At 69.1% G+C, this 17,533-nt stretch carries 11 protein-coding genes, 1 tRNA gene and 3 pseudogenes; 3 read left to right on the plus strand and 12 right to left on the minus strand.

Annotation, left to right across the window (positions count from 1 at the left end):
* Positions 1-106: 106 nt before the first annotated feature.
* From FOZ76_RS25035 to FOZ76_RS25045, 4 genes and pseudogenes are all read right to left on the minus strand, one after another.
* Positions 107-1,477 carry an ATP-binding protein gene (locus FOZ76_RS25035; protein ID WP_143951018.1) on the minus strand — a complete coding sequence of 457 codons (1,371 nt, stop codon included), beginning with the start codon at positions 1,475-1,477 and terminating at the stop codon, positions 107-109.
* Positions 1,478-1,530: 53 nt separating this feature from the next.
* Positions 1,531-2,031 (minus strand): winged helix-turn-helix domain-containing protein, encoded by a 501-nt coding sequence (locus FOZ76_RS25040; protein ID WP_342781891.1) that lies wholly within the window; start codon positions 2,029-2,031, stop codon positions 1,531-1,533.
* Positions 2,032-2,110: 79 nt separating this feature from the next.
* Positions 2,111-2,227, minus strand: a pseudogene (locus FOZ76_RS28320) (DNA-binding response regulator); the annotation flags it as partial.
* Between the two features lie 170 nt (positions 2,228-2,397).
* A complete protein-coding gene (locus FOZ76_RS25045) occupies positions 2,398-4,773 on the minus strand; it encodes a membrane-bound PQQ-dependent dehydrogenase, glucose/quinate/shikimate family (protein ID WP_143951019.1) in 2,376 nt (791 codons plus the stop codon).
* A 391-nt stretch (positions 4,774-5,164) separates the two neighbouring features.
* Between FOZ76_RS25045 and FOZ76_RS25050 the strand changes: the two genes are divergently transcribed.
* Positions 5,165-5,241, plus strand: a tRNA-Arg gene (locus FOZ76_RS25050).
* 94 nt (positions 5,242-5,335) lie between these two features.
* On the opposite strand, the gene FOZ76_RS25055 is transcribed toward FOZ76_RS25050, so the two are convergent.
* Positions 5,336-6,235 (minus strand): DNA/RNA non-specific endonuclease, encoded by a 900-nt coding sequence (locus FOZ76_RS25055; RefSeq protein ID WP_143951020.1) that lies wholly within the window; start codon positions 6,233-6,235, stop codon positions 5,336-5,338.
* Positions 6,236-6,323: 88 nt separating this feature from the next.
* Between FOZ76_RS25055 and FOZ76_RS28075 the strand changes: the two are divergent.
* Positions 6,324-7,238 (plus strand): annotated as a pseudogene (locus FOZ76_RS28075) (LysR family transcriptional regulator); the annotation flags it as partial.
* A gap of 23 nt (positions 7,239-7,261) precedes the next feature.
* Here FOZ76_RS28075 and FOZ76_RS25065 read toward each other — a convergent pair.
* From FOZ76_RS25065 to FOZ76_RS25080, 4 genes are all read right to left on the minus strand, one after another.
* The gene (locus FOZ76_RS25065) at positions 7,262-8,371 is read right to left on the minus strand and encodes an NAD/NADP-dependent octopine/nopaline dehydrogenase family protein (RefSeq protein ID WP_143951022.1); all 1,110 of its coding nucleotides are present in this window, start codon (positions 8,369-8,371) and stop codon (positions 7,262-7,264) included.
* Positions 8,372-8,374: 3 nt separating this feature from the next.
* A complete protein-coding gene (locus FOZ76_RS25070) occupies positions 8,375-9,352 on the minus strand; it encodes a Bug family tripartite tricarboxylate transporter substrate binding protein (protein ID WP_170235627.1) in 978 nt (325 codons plus the stop codon).
* A 149-nt stretch (positions 9,353-9,501) separates the two neighbouring features.
* Positions 9,502-10,491, minus strand: a complete 990-nt coding sequence (locus FOZ76_RS25075; protein ID WP_246129759.1) for a Bug family tripartite tricarboxylate transporter substrate binding protein — start codon at positions 10,489-10,491, stop codon at positions 9,502-9,504.
* Positions 10,492-10,602: 111 nt separating this feature from the next.
* Positions 10,603-11,517 carry a ferritin family protein gene (locus FOZ76_RS25080; RefSeq protein WP_143951024.1) on the minus strand — a complete coding sequence of 305 codons (915 nt, stop codon included), beginning with the start codon at positions 11,515-11,517 and terminating at the stop codon, positions 10,603-10,605.
* A gap of 118 nt (positions 11,518-11,635) precedes the next feature.
* Between FOZ76_RS25080 and FOZ76_RS25085 the strand changes: the two genes are divergently transcribed.
* Positions 11,636-12,529, plus strand: coding sequence for a LysR substrate-binding domain-containing protein (locus tag FOZ76_RS25085; protein WP_143951025.1), 894 nt, complete (start codon positions 11,636-11,638; stop codon positions 12,527-12,529).
* A gap of 58 nt (positions 12,530-12,587) precedes the next feature.
* On the opposite strand, the pseudogene FOZ76_RS25090 reads toward FOZ76_RS25085, so the two are convergent.
* The 3 genes and pseudogenes from FOZ76_RS25090 to putA form a co-directional block, all read right to left on the minus strand.
* Positions 12,588-13,277, minus strand: a pseudogene (locus FOZ76_RS25090) (sodium:solute symporter family transporter); the annotation flags it as partial.
* A complete protein-coding gene (locus tag FOZ76_RS28240) occupies positions 13,256-13,390 on the minus strand; it encodes a hypothetical protein (RefSeq protein WP_281283038.1) in 135 nt (44 codons plus the stop codon). The gene FOZ76_RS28240 and the pseudogene FOZ76_RS25090, both read right to left, overlap by 22 nt.
* Before the next feature lie 74 nt (positions 13,391-13,464).
* Positions 13,465-17,409, minus strand: coding sequence for a trifunctional transcriptional regulator/proline dehydrogenase/L-glutamate gamma-semialdehyde dehydrogenase (putA, locus tag FOZ76_RS25095; protein ID WP_143951027.1), 3,945 nt, complete (start codon positions 17,407-17,409; stop codon positions 13,465-13,467).
* Between the last annotated feature and the right edge of the window lie 124 nt (positions 17,410-17,533).

Below are 17,533 nucleotides of genomic sequence, written 5' to 3' on the forward strand. Positions count from 1 at the left end.
CGAGTTTGCGTGCATGTGGCGGAACGTGGCGCAGGGCCGGCTGTTGCCATAATCCGCCACAAAGCCGCGGTGCCGGCAATGCCGGCGGCCCCGGCTGGGGCCACGCTCAGAGCGGCAGTTCGATGATCGCGCGCAGGCCCCCGGCCTGCCGGTTGTGCAGCCACACGTCGCCGCCGTGCGCGCGCACGCAGGAACGTGCGATCGCCAGGCCGAGCCCCGTGCCGCCGGTGTTCGCGCTGCGCGCGGCGTCCAGCCGTGCGAAAGGCTCGAACACCTCTTCCAGCCGGGCTGGGTCGATACCCGGGCCGACATCGTCGACATCGATGCGCAGCGTCCGGGCGGCGTGATCGACACGACGCTGGATCGTCGCCTGCCCATAGCGCACGGCGTTGTCGACGATGTTGTTCAGTGCGCGCTTCAGATGCACGGGCCGGCAGCGATAGACCAGGGCCGGGCCGGCGTCACGGCCCCAGGCGATCTGCCGGCCCTGCAGCCGCTGCGCCTGGACCACCTGCGCCAGCAGATCGTCGATGTCGACTTCCTGCGGGGGTTCCTGCAGTGTGTCGTCCTGCGCGAACTGCAAGGTTTCCTCGACGATCACGCTCATTTCGTCCAGCGTCTGGATCATGTCGCGGCGCAGTTGCGCATCGTCGATCAGCTCCGCGCGTATGCGCAGCGACGTGAGCGGCGTGCGCAGGTCATGTCCAATGGCGGCGATCATTTGCATGCGCCCTCTCACGAAACGGATCAGGCTTTCCTGCATCTCGTTGAAGGCACGGGTGATCTCACGGATGCCGCCGGGACCGTCAGGCGCCAGGACCACGTGCTCGCCACGGCTCACCCGCCGCGAAGCCTCGGTCAGCCGGCGCAGCGGGCGCATGATGCGCCGCCCGAAGAGCAGCGCGATCAGGGCGGTGGGCAGCATGCCCACGAAGAGCGAGAAGCTGAGCACCCTGCCCCAGTGGGCAGGCATCAACGTCGGCCAGTGCTGACTGTACAGCCAGCGACCGTCGGGCAGCCGCAGCTCGATGTCCAGGGCCCAGGCATGCGTGCCGGTGAAGGCCCTCTCCAGCCAGTTCCTGGGGTCGTTCACCCCGTCCACGCTGTCGACGCGTACGAACAGCACGTGGACCGGCAGCTCGGCCGCAAGATCGAGCCGGGCGCGGATATCCTGCGCCACCGCGCGCTCGCGCGGGTCCATGACATGGGTGTCGATGGCCGGCGCACCGGCCAGCTCGAAGCGCGCGTCCGGCAGGCTGATGTCCTCCAGCAGTTGCTCCGCCGTCGATGCGCGGCCCACCGCACGGTAGGCCGCCACCACTCGGCCCTCGATCGTGCGCAGCGAGAGCGGATGGACCGAGACATCGTCGGCCCGCCACCACGAAAGCAGCAGGACCGCGAACAGGTGGGCGAGCAGCATGGCGACGACCCACAGGGCGAACAGTTGTCCGGAGATACTGCGCGGCAGCCATCTCATGCCGGTCTCGCCGTCACTTTGGCCGCGAGCAGATAGCCATCGCCTCGCACGGTCTAGAGCAGCACCGGGTGGCGCGGGTCCTGTTCGAGCTTCTTGCGCAGACGGCTGATCTGGCTATCGATGCTGCGATCGAAGCTCACGGCTTCGTTGCGCTGGGTGAGATCCAGCAGTTGCCCGCGGCTCAGCACGCGGTTGGCTTGCTCCAGGAACACGCGCAACAGGTGGAACTCGGTGGTGCCGATGGGCACCTCCTCGCCACCGTGGCACAGCGCTCGCGTGCGCGTGTCCAGCGTCCAGCCGGCGCCGAACGCATAGCAGTGCGCCGGGTCCGCGCCGGCCCCCGCTTGCACCGGCCCGTTCGGGCGCTGGGTGCCGTTGGCCTGATGCCGGCGCAGCACGCTGCGAATGCGGGCGATCAGCTCACGCGGATCGAACGGCTTGACCACGTAGTCGTCGGCGCCGATCTCCAGGCCCGCGATGCGGTCCACCGGATCGGCGACCGCCGTCAGCAGAATCACCGGCGTACCCAGGCGCTCGCAGACGTAGCGGCACAAAGACAGTCCGTTTCTCGTCCGGCGGCATCACGTCCAGCACGATCAGGCTGAAGCTGCGCTCTTCGAGGGGGCGGCGCATGGCTTTGCCGTCTTCGACGGCTTCGACATCGAAATCGAAACGGCGCATGTACGTGAACAGCGGTTCCCGAATGTTTTTGTGGTCATCCACGATGAGGATGCTGGGACGCCCATCCATGGCCTTCCTCGGCAGCAAGCGTAAAAATAAGAATTATTCAATCAAATATTAACAAGACGACACCCAGCGTTCGGGCGCGCGGGCAGTCGAGCACGAAAAAGCCCCCCGGCGCCTCGTGGCGCCCGGGGGCGAACGCGCAGGGCAGCCGCCCTGCGCATGGCACGCAACGCCTACTGCTTGGGCAGCGCGTAGGCCACGAAGTAGTCGCCGCGCACCGGGGAATCACGCGAGCCGCCCGCGTTGATCACCACGAACTGCCGGCCGCTCTCGGGCGACAGATAGCTCATCGGCGCGGCCTGCGCGCCGACCGGCAGCGCCGACTTCCAGAGTTCGTTGCCGGTGTACGTATCGAACGCCCGCAGATAGAAATCCTGCGTGCCGGCGTAGAAGCTCAGCCCGGAAGCCGTGGTGATCGGGCCGCCCAGGGTGGGCATGCCGACCGGCACGGCGAACGGCACGCGCACGCCCTTGAGCACCGTGTCCTGGATCGAACCCAGCGGGCGCTCCCAGATCAGTTGCGCGCTCTTCAGGTCGATGCCGGCCAGCGTGCCCCAGGGCGGCTGATGGCACGGGATGCCCAGCGGCGAGTTGAACGGACCGCGGAACGCCGCGTACGGCGTCTGAGCCTGCGGATGCACGCCAAAGCCGTGGCCGGCGTAGCCCTTGGCCTCGTCCACGTCCTTCTGCGGCACCAGATAGGCGATCTGCGGCATGCGGATGTCGTTGACCACCAGCATGCCCTGGTTCTCGTCGATCGCCACGCCGCCCCAGTTGTAGCCGCCGTAGAAGCCCGGCCAGATCAGGGTCGGTTCTTCGGTGACCGGCGTGAACGGACCGGCATGGCGCAGCTTGCGGAACTCGATGCGGCAATAGAGCTGATCGAAGAAGGTCGCGCCCCACATGCGCTGCTCGGTCATGGCATCGGCGCCCGGCGCAGGCATGCCCACGGAGAATGGCTGCACCGGCGACGGACGCTCGCCCGGCTGCGCGTCGGTCGGCACCGGCCGGCTCTCGACCTCCCGGATCGGGGCGCCGTTGCGCCGGTCGAGCACGTAGAGCTGGGCCGTCTTGGTGCCCAGAACCAGGGCCGGCGTGCTGCCGCCCTTGCCGTCGGGGATGTCGTAGAGCGCGGGCTGTGTGCCGTTGTCGTAGTCCCAGATGTCGTGGTGCACGGTCTGAAACTTCCAGGCCTCGCGTCCGGTCTGCACGTCGATCGCCACGACCGAGGTCGAGTAGTCGTCGACATAGGCCGGGCGCTGCGCGCCCCAGAAGTCGGGGGTCTGGTTGCCGGTCGGCAGATAGATCAGGCCGAGCTTCTCGTCATAGGCCGCGGTGCTCCAGAAATTCGGCGTGCCGCGCGTGTAGGTTTCGCCATCGGCCGGCAGGCCCGTGTTGCCCGGATTGCCCAGATCCCACGCCCATGACAGGTCGCCCGTGCGGGCATCGAACGCGCGCACGACACCGGACGGCATGTCGACCTGGCGGCCGTCGAACACCCAGCCGCCGATGATGATGCGATCGCGCACGACCAGCGGCTGCGAGGTCGGCATGTAGTGGGCGGTCGGCACATTGCCCAGGCCGTCCTTGAGGTCGACCGCACCGTCCTGGCCGAAGTCCGTGCAGACCTCGCCGGTCCTGGCGTCCAGCGCGATCAGGCGGGCGTCGAGCGTGGTCGTGTAGACGCGGCTTTCGCACATGGCCGGCACGGCGAGCGGCGCGGGCGCTGGCGGCGCGCCCTCGGCGGGCGCCACCGCGCGCTCGGCCAGCGCCGGCACTTCGTAGTAGGCAACGCCGCGGCAGCGGTTCCAGATCCCTTCGTTCTTGACCTGCGGATCGAACATCCAGCGCTGCTCGCCGGTTTCCGCGTTCAACGCGAACACCTTGTTCAAGGGCGTGCACAGATACAGCGTGTCGCCGATCTGGATCGGCGTATTCTGGTACTCCGACCCTTTGGTCGCCATCTCACCGGTACGGAAGGTCCACGCCACTTCCAGGCTCTCGACGTTGTCCGGCGTGATCTGCGCATACGGCGCATAGCGGGTGCCATGCGTGGTGTTGCCGTAGAACTGCCAGCGATTGCGCGGATCGGCGGGATCGGTCACCGTCGGCACGGCAGGCGTACCGGTGACCACCTGGAAGTCGTTGGAGACCACGCCATGCGGAAAGAACATCGCGACGGCGCCGATCACGATGAGCACCGCCTGCGCGGCCGCGGCGGCCAGGGCCATGCGGCAGCGTTCGCCCGTGAGCCGCGGTACCAGCAACGCGGCGACCAGACCGAGCACCAGCATCGGCGCCATGCGCGGCACCCAACCCCAGAAGCTCATGCCGACCTCGGCGATCGTCCAGATCGCGGTGCCGACGAACGCAATGGCGAACAGCCATGCGCCCAGGACGCGGGCGCGCAGGTAGAGCAGCCCGGAGAGCAGCAGCGCCGCCCCCGCGAGCAGGTAATACCAGGAGCCCTCAAGAGACACCAGGCGCACCCCGCCCACGAGCAGGATGATGCCGATCACGACAAGGATGACGCCGAACAACGACGTCATCGCGCCGCCCCGACGTGTAGCTTTTGATGGTACAGACATGACGATGTAGCCCTAAGACGTGGATGGCACAGGCCGAGCTCGGCCGGCTCGGGACGTGCTGCGACACGTTTGGCTTCGAGTCGTCGTCGACACGTTCCCGGGCGCTTCGGGAAGTGCCATCCTGTTAACACTTCGCGCCGAAATGACTGGGGGATTATAGGGTTCCCTGGGAAACACCCGGTTTCTATAGGCGGCGATCGACGGTGAATCGGACCTATCACGCCTGTGGCATAATGCCGGCCGTGCCGCGCACGGAGTGCTTTGCAGGGCCATGGGTCCGGCGGAAAAGTTTCAATAACTTTCCTTGCACTTGCGCACAAAGAAAAAAACGTGCTATATTTACTTCTTCAGCGCGCCCGTAGCTCAGTTGGATAGAGTACTTGGCTACGAACCAAGGGGTCGTGGGTTCGAATCCTGCCGGGCGCGCCACTTCATTCCAGATGTCGGCCGAAAGGCCGGGGTCGCAAAAAAAGCCCCGCACGGCGAAAGTCTTGCGGGGCTTTTTGCTTTCCCTCCCCTCGCTTCAGGGCAACAGCCGCATGCCCGTGCGCCGCACGAACTCCGCGTAGTCGATCGGCTTACCCGCCTGGGTCTGCGGGTCGTTAGCCTGCCAGTGCACCCACGAGCGCCCGGTCGTACTGTCGTACACCAGCTTGAACAGATGGCTCGGCACGGCCACGCGGCCCTCGCCGATGGTTCGCGGGCTGCCTGCATAGACAGGCCCCGTGAACACGAAAACGTCGCCCGCCGCGCGGCTGATGTACTTGCGCGTGTCCTGCTCGATGCGGCTCCACGCGCCGCCGTTGTGGATCTGGTCCTGCGGCACCATGTTGGCGAGCGAGAAACTCTGGGCCATGGCCTCGGCCGTGTGCATGTCGCCCGCCGGCGCCATGTGGCCCCGCGAATAGCCCGAGCGCAGGTAGTCGGACAGTTCGGCGCGCTCGGCCTTCGGCAGACGCGCCTCGGCATAGAAGCGGTCGGCGCGCTCGATCTGCGGCGCGCGGGCCAGCATCTGGCGGTTCAAGCGCTGGACGACGAACACCGGGGTCTTGGTCTGGCCGCTGTGCAGGATCGCGAACGACGAGAAGCACAGCTCGCGCAGGGACGCCGCCGCGGGTACGCTCGGCGCATTGCGCGCAGGCAGGAACTGCGGGCACCCGGCAAAGCGCGTCTGGACCAGCGGCCCGTTCGCCTGCGCGAGCGGCGCCTGCGCTTGCTGGCCCGGCAGGCCGAGCTGCGCCAGCCACGGATCGAGCGACACGCTCTCGCGCAGTTGCGGGTTGAATGCACAACTCGCAATGCCGAAGGCGGTGACGGAGGAGGCGACGAAGGCCCGGATGAAGCGGCGCCATCGGCCGGCCTCGGCCTTGCGCGTACGAGAACGGGAGGTCTTGCGGGGAGCGGTCTTTTTCCTGCGGGTCATGCCTGGACTGCGAATGATGGGCTGCGGCAGATTGTATAGGCGAGGACCGCGAGCCCCCTCGCGCCCCCCGAGCCGCGAGCGGCGAGGTATGCTGTCAACCGTGGCGAAATCGACCTTGGCGAATCAGCGGGATGCCGGCCGGCATGGCGCAACCCAGCGCGTGCTCGCGGCCTTGCGCCTGCGCCAGCTCGAAGTGATCAGCACGCTGGCGGACACCGGGAACATGCGCGCCGCCGGCGAACGCCTGCACATGAGCACGGCGGCCGTCAGCAAATGCCTGCGCGAGGTCGAGGCCCTGTTCGACACCCGGATCTTTCACCGCCTGGCCCGTGGCGTGGTCGCTTCCGCCACCGGCGAACTCATCGTGCAGCGGGCCCGCGTGCTGCTTGGCGAGGTGGCGCAACTCTCGGACGAGCTCGCCGCGCGCACCTCGCCCCACGACGCGCTGCTGCGCATCGGCGCCCCGCCCTTTCTCACCTGGACCCGCGTGAGCGAACTGCTGCGGGCCCTGGGCGCCGCCGGGAATCTGCCCAAGGTCCGCCTGACCGAAGGCCGGCTCGCCGACATCTGCCACAAGCTCGACGCCGGCGATATCGACGTGCTGATCACCATGAACACGCCCTCCGAACTCGGCGGCCTGCGTCCCGAGGGTTTCGTGATCGAACAGATCGGCTACGAGTCCTGGGTCGTGGTGTGCGCGCCCGGCAAGCTCCGGACGCGCGGCGCGAAAGGCCTGAGCTGGCAGCGGCTGCGCGAGTTCGGCTGGATACTGCCGCCACGCCCCACGCACGCCCGTGCGGTCGTCGAGCAGGCGCTGCTCGAGCAAGGCCTGGCGCCGATCGCGCCGCAGATCGAATCCATCAACGCCATCACCAATCTCCAGTTGGCCGAGGCGGGCCTCGGCCTGACGCTGGCGGCGCGCTGCACGGTCGAGGATCGCCTGGCGCGCGGCACGCTGAGCGCCCTGCCGCTCGCCACGCCGCTGCGTCCCGTGCCGATCGCCATGGTCTATCGGCACGATCGCGCTCACCGTGGGCTGACGGCGCTGCGTGAAGCGGCACAGCGCTTGTACAACGCGCCGGCATCCGCGCCGTCCACCCCGAGCTCGCGCACGAGCCAGGCCTCTGCGCGAAAATCGCGCGTATAGCACGCGCTCAGCAGCTCGATGCACGAAGAGAGCACCGGGCTGGGCACCCCCGCGCTGCGCGCGAGCGCTTCCTGGAACACCATGCCGTAAGGCACATCCTCGAGCACGTACCGGTGAGCCAGCCGGGATGGGCCGAGCGGCCCCATGCCACGCGCTTCGATGCCCGCCGCCATGCGCTCCAGCGCATCGGGGGCCAGACCGTACGAACGCGCATAGTGCTGCGCCAGCGTGGGCAGCGCGAAGCCGAACGCGCACGCGAGCGCCAGGCGTTCCTCGTCCAGGCGCTCGGCCAGGCGGGCCACCACGCCCGTGAAGCAGCCGAACAAAGGCCAGCGCTCACCCAGGTCCATGCGCGAGAGATTGGGCAGCACCTCGGCGGCGTGAGCGATCGGATTGATGTTGGCGAGCGTGATGGCGAGCAGATTGTCCGCCGCCACGAAGCGATCGCCGAGCAGCGAGGCGCACAGCGTCTGCGCGGTCTGCGGGTCCGTACCGGCGGCGGCGACATCGATACGCTCGCGCAGTGGATTCATGTGCAGGCTGCCGTCGGCGAGGAAATGCGCCGTGGTGGCTGTCGTCGCCCAACCGATCGCGGCGATCCGCTGGCCTCGCCGCCGCGCCTGTTCGTGCAGCCACAGCGGGCTCAGACTGAGCGCACCGCTGACGATCACACGCTGGCCGTCGCGCCAATGCGGCGCCAGCCGTCCCAGCACCGGCGCATACGCGTCCCCGGGCAGGCAGACGATGATGATGTCCGCCGCATGGACGGCGGCCGCGTCGGTGGTCAGGTCCAGGTGCGCGGCGCGCGGCCGCCCGCCGCGCACCTGGAGCGCGACCCGCGCCGGCGACGGGCCGAAGCGGCGGCCGCTTGCCGACCACAGCATCGGCGCGTGCCCCGCCGCCTGCAAGTGAATGGCGGTGGCGCAGCCGATCGCCCCCGCGCCGACGACGACGATGCGCGGCTCGGTACCGCTGCTTGCAGCCGACACGGTTCAGGGCTCGAGCGCGATGCCGCGCTCGCGGATGACCTCGGCCCATTGGGCGCTCTCGGCCTGCACGCTCTGCCCCAGCGCCTGCGGGGTGCTGCCGATGAGCACCAGACCCTGGCGGCTCAGCTTGTCGCGCAGCGCAGGCGCGGCGAGCGCGGCGCGGATCGCCTCGGCCAGACGCGCCACGACCGGCTGCGGCGTGCCGGCCGGCACGAAGACGGCCAGGTTGGTGGTCGACTGGAACTGCGGCACCCCCGATGACGCGATCGGCGGCACGCCCGGCAGCAGCGGCGAGTGCTCAGAGCCCGTCACGCCGATTGCCCGGATTCGGCCGGCAGCCGCCAGCGGCGCGGCCACGCCCAGATCGAGGAAGGCCACGTCGACTTCGCCGGCGGCGACCGCCTGGGTGGCCGGCCCGCCGCCCTTGTAGGGGACGTGCGTCATGCGTGTGCCCGTCACCGACATGAAGAGCTCGGCGGCCATGTGGCTGGTAGAGCCCGCGCCGCCCGACGCGATGTTCAGCAGGCCCGGCTCGCGCTTGGCGAGCGCGAGCAGCCCGGCCGCATCATCCGCCGGCAGATCGGGCCGCACGGCGAGCATCAGCGGGCTCGAGGCCACCAGCGACACCGGCGCGAGATCGGTCTGATGGCGATAGCTCAGCCCGCGATAGAGGTGTTCGGCGATCGCGTAGGTGCTGTTGGTGGCGAGCAGTAGCGTGTAGCCGTCGGCCGGCGCGTTGGCCGCCTGGGCATGGCCGATGGTGCCATTCGCGCCAGGCCGGTTCTCGACCACGACGGGCTGCTGCAGCAGCCCGTTCAGCTCGGTCGCCAGCGTGCGGGCGAGCAGATCGGTCGCACCGCCCGGCGACCAGCCGACGATCAGCTTGATCGGCCGGTTCGGGTATTCCAGCGCCTGTGCGGGCGCCGTCCCGACGGCGGTCGCCATCGCCATGCCCAGGCATAGGGTACGCAGCATTCTCATGGGATTTGCCATTCGGTTGATGAATGCTGCGAGTGTAGGAGTGGCTTTTCAGGCTGGCGATCGACGTATTCTCAACGACCGTCAACCTCAGGTTGATGCTGCCGGGCGGGCGGCCCAGGCTTGCCTCAGGGGCGCCGCGCATGGCGCGCTCAGGGCGCCGCCACCACTCCGGCATGCGAGACGACGCCGCGCCAGCGCGCCCACTCCTGCGCCACGAAATCCGCGAATTCGCTGCTCGACCGGACATCCGGCGCAACGCCCAGGCCGGCGAGCTGGGTCCGCACCGCCGGGTCGAGCAGCGCGGCGCGCACAGCGCCGTCCCAGCGCGCGACGACGTCCGGGGCCAGGCCGGCCGGCCCGAACAGGCCGAACCATGCCGTGACGTCGTAGTCGCCCAGCCCCTGTTCGCGCAGCGTGGGCACCTCGGGCAAGAAGGACGTGCGTTCGGCACCCGTGCTGCCCAGGGCGACCAGGGCGCCCGTCTTCAGATGCGGCATCGCCGTCGGCACGAGATCGAACATCACGTCCACCTGATCGCCCAGCAGACCATTGAGTGCGGGCGCGCTGCCCCGATAGGGCACGTGCATCGTGCGAACGCCAGCCTGGGCGTCGAGCAGCTCGCCAGCCAGATGATTGGACGTGCCGACACCCGCCGAGGCATAACTGATCCTGCCGGGCGTCTCGCGCGCGAGCGCGAGCAGGCCTTGCACGTCCTTGACGCCCAGCGCCGGCCGGGCCACCAGGACGAACGGAATCGAGGCCAGCGAAGCCACCGGCGTGAAATCGCGTACCGGGTCGTAGCCCACGTCGGCGTTGAGCGCCGGCATCATGGCGTGCGAACTGACCGTGCCCAGCAGCAACGTCTGGCCATCGGCCGGCGCCGCCGCGACGTAGCGCGCGCCGATGACGGTGCCCCCGCCGGGACGGTTCTCGACCACCACGTTGATGCCCTCGCGCTGGGCGAGCGTTTGCGCGAGCACGCGGGCCAGCACGTCGGCCGACCCGCCGGGCGGATAGGGAACGACGAGCCTGACGGGCCTCTCCGGATAGGCACCGGCCGCGGCGGCGGCCATCGCCGCCGCCAGGCTACAGACCGCGCCGAGCATGAGCAGACAACGCAGAAAGAGACGCGATTTCATGGTGGTGCTCCTTGCAGGATGCAGATGGGTTGTCGGCTCGGCGCGCCGGCCGGAACTGTCCTTCCTCCACCAGCCCGGACGGTACGTGCCGTCCGGGTCCGCGCCGCCTGCTCACACCACGACCGGGCGCCGGTCGTCGACTTCGGGGATGCGCGGGATGTCGACGCCATACGGAGCGACGTCCTCGCGGATCTGCTCGAGCGCACGCGCGATGATGTCGATCTCTTCGTCGGGATGGGTCGCGCCCAGCCCGTGCTCGGCAGCCAGCGCCCGGTTGCGCCCGGCACGGCGCCGTTCGTCGTCGGGCAGGTTGACCACCGCGTACACACCGTTCAGCAGGGAACCCTGCAGTTTCTTCGCGAACTTCTCGCCGAGCAGGCGCTTGTCGCCCGCGCTCAGCTCGGCGAAGAAGCGGCGCATGATGATGCGGCCGAACTGGATGTGCCTGGCCTCGTCGCGCAGGATGAGCTGGCAGGCGAGGCGGATCGACGCATAGCGCGCGTTCTCGTAGCGGGCCTGCAGCAGCTCTCCGGACAACTGCTCGAAGAGGGTATTGACGGCCAGCCCGGCGTAGAAGGACATCGCCTTCTCTTCGCGTTCGTCGTGAAAGCGCGGAATGATCGACTGGAAATAATCGGCGCGCGGCGTGGGCTCGTAGCCGCCGAGGGCCTGGGCCACGCGAAACGAAGCCTCGTGGTGCCGCAACTCCTCGGCGATGAAGTTGACGACGTGCTGCTTCACCTTGAACGGCAGGTGCGTGTAGATCGCATCGCGCAGGCGTTGCGCGCCATAGGCGATCGCACCGTGCTCCATCCAGGCGCGCAGGCTCCACCATTCGGCGCCGGCTTCGCGCACGTCGGCCGGGATGTCGGCCTGCACGATGTCGGCATGATCGATGTCGACCGGATTCCAGGCCAGGTCGCGGGCCTGCAGACAGAGCCGCCAGACATCGGCGAACTCGGTGTCGACGCGAATCGGATACGGGTTGGGGATCGGCGTGAGTTCTTCCAGCAAGGATGGCTGCATGGCGGGCTCCATCGGGTTGGCAGAAGCGACGCGTCCAGCATAGGGTGATGGCAGTGATATTTCTAATACTCTTTGCGCAGCCACTTATACTTTCAATGGATCACAGACGGAGAACGCCATGGCTGCGCTGCGCCAGCTCGAACAATTCGTCGTCCTGGCCGAGGAGCTGAACTTCCGGCGGGCAGCCGAGCGGCTGCACATGTCGCAGCCGCCGCTTTCCGCGGCGATCCAGCGGCTGGAGCAAGAGACCGGCACCGCCCTCTTCGAGCGCAACCGGCGCATGGTCCGGCTCACCCAGGCGGGCGCGGTTCTGCTCGAGGAGGCACGCCGGGTGTTGAACCAGGCGCGCCATGCGATCGAAGCGGCACGCAGCGCCGGACACGGCTTGACGGGAATGCTGCGCCTGTCCTTCGTGCCGAGCGCGGCCTACGGCCTGCTGCCCGACATCCTGCGTACCTTTCGTGCGCAGCATCCGGGCGTGCGCCTGGACCTGAGCGGGGCCACCACGGAGCAGGACATCGCCGCCCTGCGCCGCGGCGCCATCGACCTGGCCCTGGTGGTGCCGCCGCTGCGCGATGCCGAGGGCATCACGCTCACGCCCCTGACCTCGCGGGAGATCGTCCTGGCCGTTCCACGCACGCATCGGCTGGCGCATCGTCGCCGGGTCGCGCTGCGCCAGCTCGTCGACGAATCCTTCGTGGCCTTTCCGTTCTCCGAAGGCCGAGGGTATGCCGGTGCCGTCCTGGCCGCCTGCCAGGCCGCCGGCTTCTCGCCGCGCATCGCGCAGGAGGCCGCGCAGATGCAGACCGTGCTCACCCTGGTGGCCGGCGGCTACGGCATCGCACTGGTGCCGGATGCGATGCGCGCGCTGCACCTGCCGGACGTGGTCTATGTCGCCGTCAGCGCGAGCGGCGGGACGCCGCGCTACCCGCTCGCTCTCGCCTGGCCCAACGGCGCCGCCAACGCGGCGGCCCTCGCCTTTGCCGAGATCGCCCGCGTCAGCCTCGCGTAGCGATCCACCGCACGACAACGGCCGGGGCCAGGCAGCGCGTTCTTCCCTCTGTGCCGACTCAAGTCACCTCGCGCACGCGCGGCGCATGCATGTCCGCCTGCACCGCGTCGAACACCTCGGTCACGTCGCGCGAGGGCGCGGCGCCCATCCGGCTGACGACGTAGATCGCCAGCGTGGCGAGGACGAAGCCCGGGACGATCTCGTACAGCCCGAGCCATGCGTAATGGTTCCACACCAGCACGACGAGTGCGCCCACGATCATGCCCGCAAGCGCACCGTTGCGCGTCATGCGGCGCCACAGCAGCGAGAGGATCACGACCGGGCCGAACGCCGCACCGAAACCCGCCCAGGCGTAGCTCACCATGGAAAGCACGCGGCTGTCCGGGTCCCAGGCCAGCCAGATCGCGACCAGCGCCACGGCGAGCACCATGGCTCGGCCGAACCACACCAGTTCGCGCCGGCTGGCGTCGCGCCGGACGAAGGTCTTGTAGACGTCCTGCGTGAGCGAACTCGAGCACACCAGCAACTGGGCCGAGAGCATGCTCATCACCGCGGCCAGGATGGCGGCGAGCAGCATCCCGGCGATCCAGGGATTGAAGAGGATCAGCGAGAGCTCGATGAAGACGCGCTGGGCGTTGGCGGTGACGCCCGCGGCCTGGCCGGGGTTGGCCGCGAAGTAGGCCACGCCGAAAAAACCCACGGCGACCGCGCCGGCCAGGCACAGGATCATCCAGGCTTGCGCCCGCCGAGGATGTAGTCCGACAGGTCCTGTGTGGCGCGATAGCCCAGCCAGCCGATGAACAGCATCGCGACGATGTAGATCACGAACATGATCGTGAGCGGTGCGCTGGTGATCTGCATGGTGCTCGCCCTGTACCGGATCTGCGGCCCCCTGGTTCTGCAGTCTCTGACCGGCGACGCCTATGCGTGCCCGCTCAGACCACCGCCATCAGGCTGGCATTGCCGCCGGCCGCCGCGGTGTTCACGCTCAGGGAACGCTCGGCGAGCAAGCGCTCCAGGCGATACGTGTGGCCCTGCGCAAGATCGCTGGCGGTGCGGCCCTGCGGCTGCACGATCGGCCCTTCGCGCCGAGCCAGTTGTTCGGCGAGCGCGATCAGGCCGTCGCCGTCGCCTTCGAACAGCACGCCGCCCAGCTTGCGCTCGGACGCAAGCACCGCGCCGCCAGCCGTTTCGATCCGGGCGGTCACGTCGGCCGGCAGCCGGGCGAGCATGTCGCGCACCTCGGCGTAGCCCGGGCTCTGCTCGTCGAACACCGCACGGTTGCCCGAGGCGAGCGCCGTGGCGAGCTGGATCTGCGCGCCGAGCAGCGTCTGCGGGATGCACAGCACGTCGCCGCGTGGTTCGAGCCGGTAGCTGTTGTTCTCGCCCGTGGGGCCCGGCAGCACGGCGTGCGCGTGCAAGGCCGAGGCCTCGCGCAGGCGTTCGGCCACGCGCGAGGCGGGCTCGGTCGCGTGTGCGCGCAGCCATCCGATCAGGCTGTCGAGCGGCGCAAAGGCTGCGTCCGACCCCAAGGTCATCCCGGCCGGGACGTCGAACGGGCAGCTCGAGAGCAACCGGGCCAGGTAGAGCGGCCCGCCGGCCTTGGGCCCGGTGCCCGACAGCCCTTCGCCGCCGAACGGCTGGACCCCGACGATCGCGCCGATGATGTTGCGATTGACGTACAGGTTGCCGGCCTGGACCTGGCCGACCAGCTTGTCGATGGTTTCGTCGATGCGCGAATGCACGCCGAAGGTCAGCCCATAGCCGGTGGCATTGATGTCCTCGATGAGCTTGCCGACGTTGGCGCGCTGGTAGCGCAGCACGTGCAGGACCGGCCCGAAGACCTCGCGCTCCACGTCGGCCACGGCCTGGATCTCGATCAGCGTGGGCGGCACGAAGGTGCCGTGCGCGCACTCGGCCGGCAGCGGCAGTTGCTCCACCTCGAAGCCGCGCGCGCGCATGGTCTCGATGTGCTGGGCAAGGTTGTCGCGCGCCTCGGCATCGATGACCGGACCGACATCGGTGGACAGGCGATCCGGATTGCCCACCGTCAGTTCGCGCATGGCGCCGCGCAGCATCCGGATGACGTGATCTGCCACGTCCTCCTGCACGCACAGGATGCGCAGCGCCGAGCAGCGCTGTCCCGCCGAGTCGTAGGCCGATTCGATCACGTCGGCCACCACCTGCTCGGGCAGCGCCGAGGAATCCACGATCATCGCGTTCTGGCCGCCCGTCTCGGCAACCAGCGGAATCGGGTGGCCCGCGTCGTCCAGCCGGCTGGCAAGCGTACGCGCGATCAGGCGCGCCACGTCGGTCGAGCCCGTGAACATGACGGCGCGCGTGCGTGCATCGCCGGTGAGCGCGGCGCCCACGTCGCCCTCGCCCGGCAGCAGTTGCACCACGTCCGCGGGCACGCCTGCCTCGTGCAGGATGCGCACGCCTTGCGCTGCGATCAGGCAGGTCTGCTCGGCCGGCTTGGCGAGCACCGGGTTGCCCGCGGCCAGGGCGGCCGACACCTGGCCCAGGAAGATCGCCAGCGGGAAGTTCCACGGGCTGATGCACACCACCGGCCCGAGCGGGCGATGGCTGTCGTTGGAGAAGTCGCGCAGGATGTGGTTGGCGTAGTAGCGCAGGAAGTCCACCGCTTCGCGCACCTCGGCGATGGCGTTGGCGAAGGACTTGCCGGCCTCGCGCACGATCAGGCCGATCATCGTCGGCATCTGCGCCTCGAGGAGATCGGCCGCGCGCAGCAGGCACTGCGCGCGCTCCTCGACGGGCGTGGCCTGCCAGATCGGGCCGGCCCGCACCGCGCGCGCCAGCGCCGCGTCGACGTCCTCGGCCGTGGCGAACACCACGTGCCCGACCACGTCGCGGCGCTCGGCAGGGTTCAGCACGGGCCGCGTGCGCGCGGCGTCCAGCCCGGCATCCTCGAGCGCGGGCGGCGCCGCGCGCCAGTCGATGGCGGCGCTCGCAAGCACAGCCGAAGACAGCGACGCCAGCCGCTGTTCGTTGGACAGGTCCAGCCCATGCGCATTCTCGCGCTCGCCCGCGCCCTGCGCCCGATACAGATCCGCGGGCAGCGGGATGCGCGGATGCGGCGCGCCCAGGGGTTCGATGCGCTCGGCCTCGTCGACCGGATCGGCGACCAGCTCGTCGATGCTCACCGACTCGTCGGCGATGCGATTCACGAAGGACGAGTTGGCGCCGTTCTCGAGCAGGCGGCGCACCAGGTAGGCGAGCAGCGTCTCGTGCGTGCCCACCGGGGCGTAGATGCGGCACGGGCGCGCAAGCCTGCCATCGCTGACGGGGCCGACGACTTCCTCGTACAGCGGTTCGCCCATGCCGTGCAGGCACTGGAACTCGTACTGCCCGGGGTAGTAGTTCTGCCCCGCCATGTGATAGATCGCGGCCAGCGTGTGCGCGTTGTGGGTAGCGAACTGCGGGTATACCGCCTCGGGCGCGGCCAGCAGCTTGCGCGCGCAGGCCAGGTAGGCGATGTCGGTGTACACCTTGCGTGTATAGACAGGGTAGCCCTCCAGCCCCTCCACTTGCGCGCGCTTGATCTCGCTGTCCCAGTAGGCGCCCTTGACCAGGCGGATCATGAGCCGGTGGCGGGTGCGCCGGGCCAGTTCGATCACGTAGTCGATCACGTAGGGCGCGCGCTTCTGGTAGCCCTGGATCACGAAGCCGATGCCGTTCCAGCCCGCGAGCTCCGGCTCCTTGCAGAGCGCCTCCAGCAGGTCGAGCGAGAGCTCCAGGCGGTCGGCCTCTTCGGCGTCGATGTTCAGGCCGATGTCGTAGCGGCGTGCCAGCAGCGTGAGCGCGCGCAGGCGCGGCAGCAGTTCGCTCATCACCCGCTCGTGCTGCTCGCGCGAGTAGCGCGGATGCAGCGCCGACAGCTTCACCGAGATGCCCGGGCCTTCATAGATGCCGCGCCCCGCCGACGCCTTGCCGATGGCGTGGATCGCCTGCTCGTAGGAAGCGTAGTAGCGCTCGGCGTCGGCGGCGGTCATGGCCGCCTCGCCCAGCATGTCGTAGGAATAGCGAAAACCCTTGGCTTCCCAGCGCCGGCTGTTGGCGAGCGCATCGGAGATCGTCTCGCCGCACACGAAGTGCTCGCCCATCAGGCGCATGGCCATGTCCACGCCCTTGCGGATCAGCGGCTCGCCGCCTTTGCCGATCAGGCGTGTGACCGCCGAGGCGAGCCCGCGCTCGCTGTTGGTGCCGACCAGCCGCCCGGTGATCATCAGGCCCCAGGTCGCGGCATTCACGAACATCGAGCCCGAGCCCATGTGGGACTGCCAGTCGCCGCGGCTGACCTTGTCGCGGATGAGGGCGTCGCGCGTGGCCCGGTCCGGGATGCGCAAGAGCGCCTCGGCCAGGCACATCAGGGCCACCCCCTCCTGGCTGGACAGGGAGAACTCGTGGATCAGGCCGTCCACCCCGCTGCCCAGGCGCTTGCCGCGCAGCGCCGTCACCAGCTTGTGAGCGAGCGCCCGGGTGCCGGCGGCATTCTCCACGCGCGCCTGGGCGATCAGCACCGGCAGGCACTCCGGTTCGGGCCGCCGGTAGGCGCTGGTGATCGCCGCGCGCAGCACCGACTGCGGCGCGATCGACTGGGCGAACTCGATGAACGGCTGGGGCAGCGGCTCGCCCGCCACGCTCAGGCCGGCCTGCTCCAGATCCACCGCGTCCTCGCCGTCGTGCCGGGCGAGGTGCTGCAGCGCGGCCGGGAGCCGGCCCGCCTCGATGTCCTCCAGAAAGGAGTAGATCGCCTGCTTGATGAACCAGTGGGGCGTGCGCCCCACCCGATTGGCGGCGTCGCGAATGCGCGCGCGCAGTTGTTCATCGACTTTGACACCGAGCGTGGTCGAACTCATGGCAGATCCAGGGCGTAAGGTTGGGCGAGCGCCATTCTAGCTCTGGTGCAACCCGATTGTCATTAAGGTGCAACCCATTCTAGACTTCACGTGCAACCAGCACCGGCTGGCGGCTGCCACAACC

This window comes from Verticiella sediminum, from assembly GCF_007558815.1.
Lineage (GTDB): Bacteria > Pseudomonadota > Gammaproteobacteria > Burkholderiales > Burkholderiaceae_B > Verticiella > Verticiella sediminum.